Genomic DNA, 13,678 nt, shown 5'->3' with positions numbered 1-13,678 from the left:
AAGTGACCGTTTTTTATGTTATAATTGTGGCAAGGTAAAAAAAGATGAATGTTTTTGAATGTTTATGATTGTTTTTTAAATGAAAACGCTTTATATTAGAGCTACGGAGGGAATATGATGTTAACGAAGCAACGACATCAACTGATTTTGCAACGTCTGTCGGAGCAAAAGATTGTCAAATTGAAAGAATTGGTCGATTTGACGGCATCGTCGGAGTCGACGATTCGCCGGGATTTGACCGACCTCGAAGCAGAAGGTTATCTCGAACGGGTACACGGCGGCGCAACGCTCGTGGCCCGCTACGAAGAAGAGCCGACGTTCGAGGAGAAACGAGATCAGCACGTCGATGAAAAAGTCGCGATTGCACGGAAGGCCGCGACATTCATCGAAGACGGGATGTCCGTCTATCTCGATGCCGGGACGACGACGCAAGCGATGGTTCCTTTTTTAGATGGAAAAGACGTCATCGTCGTGACGAACAGTTTACCAATCGCCAACGACTTGTTCGACCTCGATATCAAGACGTTCGTGATCGGTGGTGAGTTGAAACGGTCGACACAGGCACTCGTCGGCTATAACGCTCGGGAGAGCATGATGAACTATCGGGTCGACCTCGCTTTTCTTGGCATCAATGGCGTCGACCTAGAGGCCGGGTACACAACCCCAGACCCGGAAGAGGCACTCGTCAAAAAAACAGCAATCGAACTGGCTCGCGAGGCGTACATTTTGGCGGACGATTCAAAATTCGGGAAACGTTCGTTCAGTCGGGTGGCTCCGCTCGAAGCGGCTACACTCGTCACATGGAGCGACTCGACAAGCGTCAGTTCAATTCAATCAATCACAAAGGTGGTGAACGCCCAATGATTTACACGTTAACACTGAACCCCTCAATCGATTATTACGTGACGCTCCCTGAAGTCGTCCTCGGTGAAGTCAACCGGATTCAAGAGACGACGCAGCGGGCCGGAGGAAAAGGCATCAACGTCGCGTTCGTCTTACGTGAATATGACGTCGACACGGTCGCGTTAGGATTCGTCGGCGGCACGACGGGAGACTTCATCAAGAAGGCGCTGACCGACAAAGGCGTCCAAACCGATTTCGTCGAAGTCGATGGTCAGACGCGCATCAACGTCAAAATTCGAGCGCAAGAAGAGACGGAATTGAACGCGAGCGGCCCGGTCATCTCGGACACGGAACTTGAACGGTTGACGCGTCAGTTCGATCACGTTCAACCGGGCGACATCGTCGTCCTCGCCGGAAGCATTCCGGGCAATCTGCCGGATACACTCTACCGCACGCTCGCTGAGACGGTGCGGGCAAACGGTGCCGAGTTCGTCGTCGATACGACGAAGGAAGCGATGTTCGAAGTCCTCTCACTCAATCCGCTCATGATTAAACCGAACCACCATGAACTTGGTGAACTGTTCGATACAGACATCGAGACGTTCGAACAGGCGCTCCCGTATGCGGAGCAGTTGGTCGAACGCGGTGCCCAAAACGTCATCGTCTCATTCGCCGGTGACGGTGCGATGCTCGTCAACAGTTCAGGCGCCTATACGGCGAACACACCGAGCGGCAAACTCGTCAACTCGGTCGGAGCAGGCGATTCACTCGTCGCCGGATTCGTCGCCAACATTCTCGTCCACGACGCAACCGAAGCGTTCCGCTATGCGGTCACGACCGGCAGCGCGTCTGCATATACGTTCGGGCTGTGCACAAAAGAAGACGTGGACCGCTTGGTCGGCGAAGTCAGCGTCATCCCACTATCTCGATTGGAGGAAACAACATGAATATCACGGACCTTCTTAAAAAGGACACGATTCAACTGAATCTCCGCAGCCGTTCGAAAGCCGAAGTCATCGAAGAACTCGTCGACGTGCTCGACCGCGCTGGCAAACTACCGGATCGTAACGGCTACCGCGACGCCATCCTCGCACGTGAAGCACAAAGTACGACCGGACTCGGTGAAGGGATTGCCATCCCGCACGCGAAGACGAAGGCCGTCAAACAACCGGCCATCGCCTTCGGACGCTCGGAAGGCATCGATTACGAAGCACTCGACGGCCAAAACAGCCGCTTGTTCTTCATGATCGCCGCTGGAGAACACGCCAATAACGAACACTTGGAAACACTCTCGAAATTATCTGTCTTCCTTATGGACCCTGCGTTCCAAGAACGTCTCTATGCAGCCACGTCAGAAGATGACGTTATCCGGGCCATCGAAGAAAAAGAAGCGGCTGAGGCGGCTCCTGTCGCATCGAAACCGGTTCAAGCCGATGCACCTTACATCCTTGCCGTCACGGCTTGTCCAACGGGTATCGCTCACACGTACATGGCCGCCGATAGCTTGAAGCAGAAAGCGGAAGCGATGGGTGTCGATATCAAAGTCGAGACGAACGGTTCGACCGGCGTCAAGAACGAATTGACAGCGGCCGATATCGCGAAAGCGACAGCCATCATCGTCGCGGCCGATAAAGCCGTCGAGATGGATCGTTTCGCCGGTAAACACGTCATTGAAGTCCCGGTCGCCCAAGGGATCCGGAAGCCAGAAGAGTTGATCAACCGGGCTGTGAAACAAGATGGACCGGTCTATCAAGCGACTGGGAAGTCAGGTCAGCAAAAAGAACAGCGCACCGGCATCTACAAGCACTTGATGAGCGGGGTATCTGCGATGCTTCCTCTCGTCGTCGCTGGTGGTCTCTTGATTGCCCTCAGTTTCTTCTGGGGCATCAACTCGGCTAACCCGGATGACCCGTCATACAACGAATTCGCCGCCCAACTCATGACAATCGGTGGCGCAGCGTTCGGCTTCCTTGTTCCGATTCTTGCTGGTTTCATCGCGATGTCGATTGCCGACCGTCCAGGTCTCGCACCAGGTCTCGTCGCCGGGGCACTCGCCAGCCAAGGGAACGCCGGATTCCTCGGTGGACTCATCGCCGGTTTCCTTGCCGGTTATGTCGTCCTCTTCTTGAAGAAAGCGCTCGCGAAGTTGCCGGCCACACTTGAAGGAATCAAGCCAGTCCTGTTGTATCCGTTACTCGGCTCATTCATCTCTGGGATGATCATGTTGCTCGTCGTCAACGAACCAATCGCTGCACTCATGACATGGTTGATGGACACACTCAACGGCATGAGCGGAGCGAACGCCATCTTGCTCGGTGTTATCGTTGGTGGAATGATGGCCGTCGATATGGGCGGTCCAATCAACAAGACAGCCTACGTCTTCGGTACAGCGGCACTTACTGCCGGTAACCAAGAAGTCATGGCGGCCGTCATGGCCGGCGGGATGGTGCCACCACTTCTCGTCGCACTCGCATCGACTGTATTCGCACGTCAAAAGTTCTCGAAACAAGAACGTGAAGCCGGGAAGACAGCGTATATCATGGGAGCCTCGTTCATCACAGAAGCGGCCATTCCGTTCGCAGCGGCCGATCCGATTCGGGTATTGCCGTCAGCGATTCTCGGATCAGCCATCGCTGGTGGATTGTCAGCCTTCTTCGCCATCCAATTGCCAGCGCCGCACGGTGGAATCTTCGTCTTCCCACTCCTTGAAGGAGCTGGAAACGTCGCTATGAGCATGGGTCTTTACGCCCTTGCGATTCTTGCGGGAGCCTTGATTGGAGCACTTCTCCTCTCATTCTTGAAAAAACCATTGACGGAGACGCAAGCTACAACAACGCGTAACGTCGCTTGACCAGTACGACCGTAGGATTTCCTACGGTCGTTTTTTGTCAAATGATTGTCAGTCAAATCTGGAAGAAGTCTGATTTCGATTGGGTGATTTGTGGTAAAATACTTGTAAAACTTACGCTAAGGAGGGGGTACGGATGCTCGTACGGAAAGCCGAGCCAAAAGACGCTTACGGGATTGCGCGGGTGAGGGTGAACGGATGGCGCACAACCTATCGGGGAATTGTGCCGACCGACTTTCTCTTGAAGCTCGGTTCGAACGCGATCGAGTGGTCTGAAAAGGTCCGCAGCGCCCTCGCGAAACGAGAAGTCGAAGGGTTTGTCGCCATCGTCGAAGAGGAAATCGTCGGGTTCGTTCTTTACGGGGAAGAACGGACGGGCGAATATCCGGACCATCCGAATGAGATTTATGCGATTTACATTCTAGAGGACCATCAGCGTAACGGGATTGGTTCGCTATTGCTAGAGCGAGCGATTCAAGCGATGTCGAATCACGGGCTCATCATTTGGGCGCTCGAATTGAACCCTTACCGCACGTTCTATGAGCAACGTGATGGGCAGGTCATCGATGCGAAAGAGCGTTTATTCGGGGAACTCGCTCTGCGCGAAGTCGCCTACGGGTGGACAAAAGGGAATCACGACGCCATCGTCGGCGCATAATCGGACACGACTCTACTGTCGTGTCCTTTTTTTAGACTACACACAAAACAAAGGAACAGGCTAGGTGACTATGTGAACATCTATAGCATAACCAAATATCATCCTGAAACGAGAGGAAAAATTGACGAGTGGACGGAAATCACGGACATCCTCCGAACGTTTGACGGTGTCGTCTTCACGTTGGAGGAATATCTCCGCGTGGAATCGAATTACGTTGAAGCGATTGAGCGAATCATGGGTTATTTAGGAGTGAAGACATTGACTGTCTCCTACCTTGAACGACGTGATTATGCGTATCGCCCCTCTTCGAAAAGCGCGTTCAATGCGCTTTATCCGATCCGGATGAGAGATCTTCTTAAAAAAGTGAGGCCAGGGAAGGCACTGTCATGAGACCAAATCCCGAACATGCTTCGACTCATGTTAAGGAATGCGCTTTACGCTGAGTTAGAGTCTAAAGTGAATGAGTCAGACGAAGAGTATAGGTTCAAAGTGTTCTTTAGATACGACTATATGATGGGCGTCCATTCGGTTATAGATTTATCCCCGCTTCGAGACGAATTGTTGCGGATGGATATGTATCTTGAGAGTTGATTTGGCGAAGGAATTTAAAAGGAAGTTCCGCACGACTGACTGTACTGTAGCATGCGCTAAAGGAGTGATCCAATATGAACCGACGCATCGATACAGCTATGGCTTGGATGGATGCAACGCCAGACCGGATTTACAACGCTTTCCTTGATTCTGCCGAGCTCGTCGAGTGGCTCCCACCGGAAGGTATGTCGGCTCGCGCGACCGTGTTCGAGCCTTGGATTGGCGGCACGTACCAGCTCGTCCTTACGTATGAAGAAACTGATTTCGCCTCCGGTAAAACGACTGACCGGACCGATGTGTCGAAAGGACGCTTTGTTGACCTCGTCCCCGGTCTCAAGATTGTGCAGGTGGGTACATTCGAGTCAGCAGACCCCGCCTTTGCTGGAGAGATGATTCAGACGTGGTATTTAGAGGCACTCGATGGAGGAACACGCGTTACAATTGTTTGTGAGAACGTCCCACCGGTGATTCAGAAACAAGATCACGACACCGGGCTTCGCTCCACGCTCGACAATTTGGCCCGCTATTTGACCAACGACTGAGGCCGTTTGTTCGCTTTATGTGAACAAATGGTCTTTTTGTGTATGAAAAGGGTTTCAATAACGAAAAATAGAAAAAGGTGATGTTTTTTTGTCTAGGGTGTCAACATTCTCCTGCTTTGTCCGATACAAAGGTTAACATAACGAGTTTTTCTCGAGAATGGGAGTTGTTTTATGAGACGAATGAACGACCGAACCATCACCATCAAACAAAAATTGATTACGATGTCGTTAGTGCTATTATTGATTCCTTCTTTATTGATTGGGTTTGTCGCCTACAATCAGGCGAAACAGAAAATCACCGAACAAATTATGCAGTCGGCCCACGCGGGAGTGGAGCGGATGAATGATGAAATCACCAACCTGATTGAACCGATTCAACGCGATGTCGCGTTCTTTGCGGGACGGATTGATTCGTCCCTTTACGAGTCGGGGGCAGAGAACCTCGACTTGGAAGAGAAGTTTCTCGAGTATTTGGAGACGCATCCGAACGTGACGAATATCTACTACGCCTCGACTGGTGGCGAGATGACGATTTATCCGGCGCAAGAGTTACCGGATGATTACGACCCGCGCACGCGTCCTTGGTATGAAGCGGCCGAAGCGGCCGGTGGGAACGTCGTCGTGACGGACCCATATGTCGATGCAGCCTCGAACAAGATGATGATCACGCTGTCGCAGACAGGGACAGATGGTCGCGGGGTGATCGCGGTGGACGTCGACGTTGACGATATCGCAGCCGTCGCGGCGAGCATTCAAATCGGGAAAGAAGGCTACGTGACGATTCTTGATGCGTTACAACAGTTCGTCACCCATCCGACAATGGCGGCCGGAGAGAAAGGGGAGGGCGAATGGATCGAACCGCTCTATGCAGAAGATGCGGGCCGCTTTGCCTATGAGTTCGAAAATAAAGGCAAGCAGATGGATTTCATGACGAACGAGTTGACTGGTTGGAAGATTGCCGGGACGTTACATGATGAGGAAATCACGGATGAGACGTCCGGAATTCTTTGGACGACCGTTGGGGTCATCGGATTGATGCTCGTCTTGGCAGCGGGACTGCTCTATGTCATCTTACGCTCGATTTTGCGACCATTGAACCGTTTGACGGTCGGGGCTGAACGGATTCAAGCCGGTGATTTGACCGAAGATATCGTCGTCGAGTCGAATGACGAAGTCGGTCGTGTCGCCGCGAGCTTCAACGAGATGACGCGTTCCTTGCGTGCCATCATCCAAAATCTCGATCAATCAATCGGACAAGTCGCCGCCTCGTCACAGGAACTAATGGCCAACTCGGCGCAGAACACGGCTGCCTCGGAACAAATCGCCGGAGCGGTCCAACAGATGGCCGCCGGAGCGGACGACTCGAAACGTCAACTCGACGATAACGCTGTCTCGCTCCAAGCTATCACCGGTGGCATCATGCGTATCGCAGAAAGCTCGACCGACGTGTCAGAGCTGTCACGGGAGACGGCGCTCGAGGCTGAGAACGGGACGACTGCCGTCACTGAAAACGTGGCCCAGATGCAAGCGATTGACTCATCGGTCGAGACGTTCGGGAAAGTCATTCACTCGCTCGCCGAACGTTCGAACGAGATTGGCAATATCGTCGACGTCATCAACGGCATCGCGACCCAGACGAACTTGCTCGCTTTGAACGCTGCGATTGAAGCGGCACGGGCCGGTGAGAACGGGAAAGGCTTCGCCGTCGTCGCGAGCGAAGTGCGGAAGCTCGCCGAACAATCGCAACAGTCGACGAAACAGATTTCTGAGTTGATTGACAATATCAAACAAGAGACGGAGCGTTCGGTCCAGTTGATGAAAGAAGTGTCGGCCCATACGAAAGCCGGGCTCGAGACGACGGAAAACACGGCCAAGCGTTTCCGAACGATTATGACCCAGACGCAGGCGATGACGCCGCGCATCGAAGACGTGACGGCGACGGTCGAAGAGATTGCCGCCAACGTCGAAGAGGTCTCGGCCGCAGCGACACAAATCGCCCATATCGCCGACGAGAACTCGGTCGCCTCGAAGCAAGTGGCGGCGACGACGGAGGACCAACTCGGTTCGATGGAAGAAATCGCTCAATCCGCGAAGTCACTTGCGGATATGGCCGAAGAATTGCAGGAGCTCGTATCACGCTTCAACGTATAATAAAAAAAGGGATGATGATCTGTTCTAGGCAGATTATCATCCCTTTTTGTTGTTACAAATATGCTTTACTGACTGATGACCGATTGAATGCTCTGATTTGAAAGATAGTCGAAGAACTGTGACTCGGCGGCATCCATGACGCGCTTGATTCGGCAGCCCGATGCAGGTGTTTCCTGGACGAGCATACTGTGTTGTTTGGACGTCGTGTTCGAGCACTCGAACAGTTGTTGACGGCCTTCCATCGCCAGAATGACATCGAGGAAAGAAATGCGTGAAGCTGGGCGTGCGAGTTCGTATCCACCTTTTGCGCCAGGGACTGCATTGACGAGTCCATCTTTGCGTAAGTTGGTCATGATTTTTGACAGATAGCTTTCCGAGACGTTCAACACATCAGCCAATTGTTTGATCCCGGTCGGCCCGGACGGATTGAGGTTTGCCAAATAGGCTAACGCATGAAGGGCGTAGTCCGTACTTTTGGAGAATTGCATGGATCATGCCTCCTTTTTGGCAATAATGATATAGACTGGTTGATTCGCAATCGTCGAATCGGGGTGAACGATTTCAAGGATATTGAATCCGCTCGCCCGCATCGATTGCTCCATCTCGTTGGCAGTGACGCGGGGTCCTCGTGCCGTACTCTGTTTCTCTAATTCGAGGCATAAGAAGCGTCCGCCTGGTTTCAAAGTCCGATAAATTTCCGTGAGGGCGTCGTGCAGCGGAGACACCTCGTGGAGCGAAATCGTGGCGACCGTTTTGTCAATCGTATCGTTATCCAAAGGTAACTTTCGAAAATCTGCGAGGAGGGGAGATACATTCTCATGACCGAGCTTTAGCGCTTTCGTCTCGAGATAATCGAGAATCCCTTGATCATGATCGGCCGCAAACACCCGTGTGACCAAAGGAGCGAGTGGGAGACTCAAATAACCGGTCCCTGCACCCAAATCGAGAACATGGTCATCAGGTGCGAAAGACAAGAAACTTAATACTTCTTCTGCCGGCATCCGTTGAAGGGAGTCGAGTCGGGCCGCTTTTTTAGTGACTTGCTCATGCATGCATAAACACTCCTTTTATTATAGATATAATGAGTCTGCAATAACTATAATCAATCATCTCAAGTTTGTAAAGGCTAGCCGACTTGACGGAATCGTTTGTCCACAAAAAAAGGATGCGGGGACGCATCCTTTTTCAAAACTATCGTTTGCTCGACACTTGGTTGCGACCGCGGTTCTTGGCGACGTAAAGTGCCTCGTCCGCGTCTTGGAGCGCCTGTTCGACTGTCTTTCCGCCTTCGAGCGAACTGACGCCGAACGAGCACGTGACGCGCGGGACGGGACCGAATGGCTCGGCGTTAATCTTCTGCCGAAGCTTATCCGCGAGCTGGACACCATCGGCGAGCGTCGACTGCGGGGCGACGATTAGAAACTCTTCACCGCCCCAGCGGCCGATTGAGTCCGACTTGCGAATGTTGCGCCTGAGCAGTTGGGCGATCGATCGCAAGACGAGGTCACCGGTCGGGTGGCCAAACGTGTCGTTGACGAGTTTGAAATAATCGATATCGAGCATGATGACGGCGGCGGGTGCCCGGGTATCGACCGTCTCTTGAGCCGTCGTCGATAAGACGTCACCGACTTTCTTTCGGTTATAGAGCTCCGTCAACGGGTCGAGTGACGATAAGTGCTCCATCCGCTCTTCGTAGCGCCGTTGTTCGGTCGCATCCTCTAAAATACCGACACCGCCATCGAGTTGTCCTTCGGCTGAGAAGCTCGGGGACATCGTCGTCCGGATGAAGCGTGGCTGCCGCTCCGGTGCCTTGTACCAGCCCGCCATGCGAATCGTCTCCCCGTTCAAGACGTTCCGGATGGCGCCCAAGAAGTCGAACGAGGAAGAGCTACATCGCTCGAATATTAGATTCGAGGTCGGAAGTATCCCAAGTAAATGGACAAATGATTCATTGTAGCTCACGATTTGGCCGTGCCGATCGAAGGCGAACAGGCCGATTGGAAGCTGGTCCCATGAGGAAGGATCGGGTTTCGTGGTGTGCGTGTCATGATGAGTCCGTTCTTGATCAGCCATTGTATGACATATGCGTGAACGCATACTTCCTCCTTTCCTAACCGTAGCGGTAGTGTAGGACGTTCGTACTGATACTTTATACCCTAAATCGGGAAAGAACTAGCGAGTATTCTTTTAAAAGCTAACAAAATTTAGAATATGACGAGAAACCGTCACAGCTTGTTGTGAGATGATCTTTCAGCTCAACCACATCAAAATCGCCCCATCATGTCGATGGCTAATCCGACACGATAGGGCGACTCAAAAGAATAGAGATTATAAGATTGGACTGAGCAATCGTGACACGCCTTCGCGCATCCGGACGGTCCATTTCCGGGCTGCGTAATCGTCGACAGTGTACTTCCGGCTGACGGCGACGTCTGACTCGAACAATGAGGCAAGTTCGAGCGCGACTCGCTCGTCATAAATGACGGCGTTCACTTCGAAGTTCAAGCGGAAGCTGCGGGCGTCCAAGTTCGTCGTCCCGACGGTTGAAATCTCATCATCGACGACGAGCGTCTTGGCGTGCAGGAAACCTTGTCCGTACATATACACGTTCGCCCCATAGTCAAGCAGTTCACCGAGAAACGATAGTGACGCCCACATGACGAACGGGTGGTCGGGTTTGCCGGGAATCATGATGTCCATCTTGACGCCGGACAGGAGTGCCATCTTACAGGCGTCCATGAAACTCGCATCCGGGATGAAGTAAGGCGTCTGAATAATGACGCGCTCCTTCGCCGACATAATCATTTTAATCATCATGTTTTTCAAATGTTCCGTGTCGGAGTTCGGACCGCTCGTCACAATCTGCATCGGCGACATATCCTTGATATCGTGGCGGGCGAAACAGAACGAGTTCTCCGGGTCGTGATGCTTGCTGCCGGAATAGTTCCAATCGAGAATGAACCGGTGTTGCAGGTGATAGACGACATCCCCCTCAACACGGAGGTGTGTATCGCGCCAGTAACCAAACTTCTCGACGAGGCCGAGGTATTCAGTCCCGACGTTGAACCCGCCGACGTAACCGATTTTGCCGTCGATGATGACAACTTTCCGGTGGTTCCGATTATTCAATTTAAAGTTGATGAGGCCAAATGTCGGCGGGAAGAAGACACGGACCTCGCCGTTATGGGCAATCAATTCTTTGAAGTCGGAGTTGCGGAGGCTGCGCGAACCGACCGCGTCATAGAGGAGCCGCACTTTGACACCGGCCTTGGCCCGTTCAATCAGTTCATGGATGAGCGCCTTCCCGAGCGCATCCCGCTGAATGATGTAGTACTGGATATTGATTTCCGTCTCGGCGCTCCGAATATCGTCCATGAGCGCTTTAAACTTCTGTTCCCCGTCGTGCATGATGGCAGATTTGTTGTGGACGCTAATGAGCGATTTCGAAGAGCGCAAGTTCATCTCGAGCAGTTGCTCGTACTTCTCGAATAACGGTTGAGCAATCATCGTCTCTTTCCGGCGAATCTGCTCGATTTGACTGTCGACTTGAAGGGCGTGGAACGAGCGCTCTTCGACGCTCAAGTTGAAGAAGTTATCTTTCTTCAACTGACGTCCGAGAAACATGTAGACGATGAACCCTAGGATTGGTAAGAAAAATAAAACGAGCAGCCATGCCCACGTCGCCCCGACGTCACGGCGCTCCGCGAATATGACGGCTAATGCGAACAATAAATTCAATCCGAGGACGATATATAGTCCCCAACTAATAATGACCGACCAATCCATGCGACCAACTCCCTAAACGACAATTTCACTGCATAGATTAATAATACCTCATTCAAGGGAATAGTAAGCTATCGAAACATAAGGAGGAGACAGAGATGCATTTACAAGTGAATTGGAAACAAGGGATGGCGTTCCAGACGACGACGCCGTCGGGGCATGATGTGACGCTCGACGCCGGGGAGGAAGTCGGTGGTCTCAACACCGGTCCACGGCCGACCGAGATGCTCCTGCAGGCGACGGCGGCCTGTACAGGCATCGATATCGTCTCGATTTTGCATAAGATGCGCTTACCGCTCGAGCGGTTCGAGATGAACATCGACGGTGTCCGGGCGACGGAACATCCGAAGAAGTTCACGGCGATTCACATCTTATACGTCCTCGATGGGGACATGCCTGAAGAGCGGGTCCGTCGTGCCATCGAGTTGTCGGTTGATCGCTACTGTTCCGTATCGCACAGTCTGAACGCGACAATGACGTATAGTTACCAGTTGAACGGAGGCGAGGTCGTCCCGTTCACGTGATGTGAGCAAGATGGTTGAAACGAGTCGAAACAGTCCGTTATATTTGTATTTCAAATACTGCAATACAAAGGAGGACGTTATGATTCGACTCGCGACGAAACGCGATGCCAAGCACATCGCGGACCTAATCGAACAACGAGCCGTAGCGTTAAAACAACAAGGTAGCGACCAATGGACGGAATATTTGGAGCAGGACCTCATGGATCGGGTGCAGACGGACATCACCTCGGGACACGTTTACGTGTACGAGCAAGACGAATCGGTATTGGCCTCGATCGCCTTACTTCCGGCAGATGACTGGGACCACAATTTATGGGAAGATGGCGAACGCGGTCAATACATCCATCGGATCGTCGTCAGCGAACGATTGAAAGGCAGAGGCGTCGGTCAGCAACTGATGGAGCACGTCTTGCGTGAGGCCGACACACATGAACCGATTCGGCTCGACTGTGTGGCTGACAATGCGTTCTTGAATAGTTATTATCCACGGTTTGGCTTCGTCTTCGTGGACTCACGGGACGGATACAACACGTTCGAATACAATATGGATGAGAGTGTCAGTGCGTAAGGGGTCGACCAACCCCTTTTTTTGATATACTGAGAAGCGAATTGATGGGAGGAAACAAGATGATCAACACAATACTTGTCGGTTTCGGTTTTTCCGCGACGACATTCCATTTACCATTTTTACAGGAGCTCGATGACTTCCATATCGCTGGTGTCGTCTCATCACGCCCTAAAGACGTACGAGCCGTCCTTGGCGACGTCACGGTGTATACGACGCTAGATGAGGCACTTGCAACAGAGGCCTCGTTGTTCGTCATCACGACGCCATCCCATTTACATAAAGACATGGTCGAACGGTGCCTGACAGCGGGGAAAGACGTGCTCGTCGAGAAGCCGGCGTTCGTGACGACAGAGGAAGGGGAGGCGTTGATCGCGCTCGAACAAGCAAGTGAGGGAATCGTCAACGTCTTCCATAATCGCCGAATGGACGGAGACTTCTTGACTGTCAAACGATTGCTCGAGGAACATCGTCTCGGTGATTGGAAAGTCGTCGAGTCACGGTTCGACCGGTTCCGTCCGACTGTCCGTGACCGTTGGCGCGAGAACGCTGGGCCGGGCGCGGGCATTCTATTTGACCTCGGCAGCCACTTGATCGACCAAGCACTCGTCTTGTTCGGGAAGCCGGACAAAGTATCGGCCGATGTCATGGTTCAACGTGACGGGGGCCAGTCCGATGATGGGTTCCATGTGACGTTGCATTATGGAGAGAAGCGGGTCTATCTTCGCTCGAACCCGTTCATCGCCATCGAGGCGCCGCGGTTCGAAGTGCACGGGACGGAAGGCAGCTTCCTCAAATTCGGGCTCGATCCACAGGAGGCGTGTCTCCGGAACGGAGAAGTCAGATGCCCCGACCGTGAGACCGGAGCGGTCGTCACGGATTCGGAAACAACGATTGACATCGAACCGGGCGGCTATGTGACATTCTATCAAGCGCTCGCGGATAGCTATACGACACGACGTCCGCTCGTCCTACTTGAGGACGCGCTATTGACGACACGTGTCATCGAGACGGCCCGTGAGTCGTCCCGTTCCCAACGTGTCCTCGACTTCAACTCATAATTTTGTAGGGCGACCTGCCGTGTTCGGCACGGTCGTCTTTTTCCATAATTTAAAAGAAATCATGATGATTTTATTGTGAATGAACAAACTCGCTTCATGTTTGTTAACAACA

The 13,678-nt window shown here is 52.5% G+C and carries 13 protein-coding genes; 9 read left to right on the top strand and 4 right to left on the bottom strand.

Annotated features, from left to right (window positions below; translation table 11 throughout):
• Positions 1-117: 117 nt before the first annotated feature.
• The 6 genes from KNP81_RS08880 to KNP81_RS08855 all read left to right on the top strand — a co-directional run bounded on the left by KNP81_RS08880 (position 118) and on the right by KNP81_RS08855 (position 7,633).
• Positions 118-864, top strand: a complete 747-nt coding sequence (locus tag KNP81_RS08880) for a DeoR/GlpR family DNA-binding transcription regulator (RefSeq protein ID WP_214719673.1) — start codon at positions 118-120, stop codon at positions 862-864.
• A complete protein-coding gene (gene pfkB, locus KNP81_RS08875; protein ID WP_214719672.1) occupies positions 861-1,790 on the top strand; it encodes a 1-phosphofructokinase in 930 nt (309 codons plus the stop codon). The genes KNP81_RS08880 and pfkB overlap by 4 nt, the downstream gene beginning before the upstream one ends.
• Positions 1,787-3,694, top strand: a complete 1,908-nt coding sequence (locus KNP81_RS08870) for a PTS fructose transporter subunit IIABC (RefSeq protein WP_214719671.1) — start codon at positions 1,787-1,789, stop codon at positions 3,692-3,694. Before pfkB ends, KNP81_RS08870 begins: the two co-directional genes overlap by 4 nt.
• 133 nt (positions 3,695-3,827) lie before the next feature.
• The gene (locus tag KNP81_RS08865; RefSeq protein WP_214719670.1) at positions 3,828-4,349 is read left to right on the top strand and encodes a GNAT family N-acetyltransferase; all 522 of its coding nucleotides are present in this window, start codon (positions 3,828-3,830) and stop codon (positions 4,347-4,349) included.
• A gap of 665 nt (positions 4,350-5,014) precedes the next feature.
• Positions 5,015-5,482 (top strand): SRPBCC domain-containing protein, encoded by a 468-nt coding sequence (locus tag KNP81_RS08860; RefSeq protein ID WP_214719669.1) that lies wholly within the window; start codon positions 5,015-5,017, stop codon positions 5,480-5,482.
• Positions 5,483-5,653: 171 nt separating this feature from the next.
• Positions 5,654-7,633: a methyl-accepting chemotaxis protein gene (locus tag KNP81_RS08855; protein ID WP_251130319.1), complete on the top strand. Its 1,980-nt coding sequence runs from the start codon at positions 5,654-5,656 to the stop codon at positions 7,631-7,633.
• A gap of 65 nt (positions 7,634-7,698) precedes the next feature.
• Here the strand turns inward: KNP81_RS08855 and KNP81_RS08850 are convergent, their stop codons facing one another.
• The 4 genes from KNP81_RS08850 to cls all read right to left on the bottom strand — a co-directional run bounded on the left by KNP81_RS08850 (position 7,699) and on the right by cls (position 11,419).
• Positions 7,699-8,121 carry an RrF2 family transcriptional regulator gene (locus tag KNP81_RS08850; RefSeq protein WP_214719668.1) on the bottom strand — a complete coding sequence of 141 codons (423 nt, stop codon included), beginning with the start codon at positions 8,119-8,121 and terminating at the stop codon, positions 7,699-7,701.
• 3 nt (positions 8,122-8,124) lie between these two features.
• Positions 8,125-8,685: a class I SAM-dependent methyltransferase gene (locus tag KNP81_RS08845; protein WP_214719667.1), complete on the bottom strand. Its 561-nt coding sequence runs from the start codon at positions 8,683-8,685 to the stop codon at positions 8,125-8,127.
• A 139-nt stretch (positions 8,686-8,824) separates the two neighbouring features.
• Complete coding sequence (locus KNP81_RS08840; RefSeq protein ID WP_214719666.1) at positions 8,825-9,730, bottom strand: GGDEF domain-containing protein; 906 nt, start codon at positions 9,728-9,730, stop codon at positions 8,825-8,827.
• A 231-nt stretch (positions 9,731-9,961) separates the two neighbouring features.
• A complete protein-coding gene (gene cls, locus KNP81_RS08835; protein WP_214719665.1) occupies positions 9,962-11,419 on the bottom strand; it encodes a cardiolipin synthase in 1,458 nt (485 codons plus the stop codon).
• Positions 11,420-11,514: 95 nt separating this feature from the next.
• Between cls and KNP81_RS08830 the strand changes: the two genes are divergently transcribed.
• The 3 genes from KNP81_RS08830 (at position 11,515) to KNP81_RS08820 (ending at position 13,566) form a co-directional block, all read left to right on the top strand.
• Positions 11,515-11,940, top strand: coding sequence for an OsmC family protein (locus KNP81_RS08830; protein WP_214713668.1), 426 nt, complete (start codon positions 11,515-11,517; stop codon positions 11,938-11,940).
• A gap of 79 nt (positions 11,941-12,019) precedes the next feature.
• Positions 12,020-12,508, top strand: a complete 489-nt coding sequence (locus KNP81_RS08825; RefSeq protein WP_029595557.1) for a GNAT family N-acetyltransferase — start codon at positions 12,020-12,022, stop codon at positions 12,506-12,508.
• Positions 12,509-12,567: 59 nt separating this feature from the next.
• On the top strand, positions 12,568-13,566 hold the full coding sequence (locus KNP81_RS08820; RefSeq protein ID WP_214719664.1) for a Gfo/Idh/MocA family oxidoreductase: 999 nt from the start codon (positions 12,568-12,570) through the stop codon (positions 13,564-13,566).
• Positions 13,567-13,678: the final 112 nt, after the last annotated feature.

Source organism: Exiguobacterium sp. s149 (genome assembly GCF_018618395.1).
Taxonomy (GTDB): domain Bacteria; phylum Bacillota; class Bacilli; order Exiguobacteriales; family Exiguobacteriaceae; genus Exiguobacterium; species Exiguobacterium chiriqhucha.
This window is presented reverse-complemented; position numbering and strand designations above follow the sequence as displayed.

Excerpts from the sequence above, each read along its gene's own strand:
- KNP81_RS08880 (WP_214719673.1), top strand. The coding sequence starts at position 118 with ATGTTAACGAAGCAACGACATCAACTGATTTTGCAACGTCTGTCGGAG.
- KNP81_RS08845 (WP_214719667.1), bottom strand. The coding sequence starts at position 8,685 with ATGCATGAGCAAGTCACTAAAAAAGCGGCCCGACTCGACTCCCTTCAA.
- KNP81_RS08840 (WP_214719666.1), bottom strand. The coding sequence starts at position 9,730 with ATGCGTTCACGCATATGTCATACAATGGCTGATCAAGAACGGACTCAT.
- KNP81_RS08830 (WP_214713668.1), top strand. The coding sequence starts at position 11,515 with ATGCATTTACAAGTGAATTGGAAACAAGGGATGGCGTTCCAGACGACG.
- pfkB (WP_214719672.1), top strand. The coding sequence starts at position 861 with ATGATTTACACGTTAACACTGAACCCCTCAATCGATTATTACGTGACG.
- KNP81_RS08820 (WP_214719664.1), top strand. The coding sequence starts at position 12,568 with ATGATCAACACAATACTTGTCGGTTTCGGTTTTTCCGCGACGACATTC.
- KNP81_RS08860 (WP_214719669.1), top strand. The coding sequence starts at position 5,015 with ATGAACCGACGCATCGATACAGCTATGGCTTGGATGGATGCAACGCCA.
- KNP81_RS08825 (WP_029595557.1), top strand. The coding sequence starts at position 12,020 with ATGATTCGACTCGCGACGAAACGCGATGCCAAGCACATCGCGGACCTA.
- KNP81_RS08870 (WP_214719671.1), top strand. The coding sequence starts at position 1,787 with ATGAATATCACGGACCTTCTTAAAAAGGACACGATTCAACTGAATCTC.
- KNP81_RS08865 (WP_214719670.1), top strand. The coding sequence starts at position 3,828 with ATGCTCGTACGGAAAGCCGAGCCAAAAGACGCTTACGGGATTGCGCGG.
- cls (WP_214719665.1), bottom strand. The coding sequence starts at position 11,419 with ATGGATTGGTCGGTCATTATTAGTTGGGGACTATATATCGTCCTCGGA.
- KNP81_RS08850 (WP_214719668.1), bottom strand. The coding sequence starts at position 8,121 with ATGCAATTCTCCAAAAGTACGGACTACGCCCTTCATGCGTTAGCCTAT.
- KNP81_RS08855 (WP_251130319.1), top strand. The coding sequence starts at position 5,654 with ATGAGACGAATGAACGACCGAACCATCACCATCAAACAAAAATTGATT.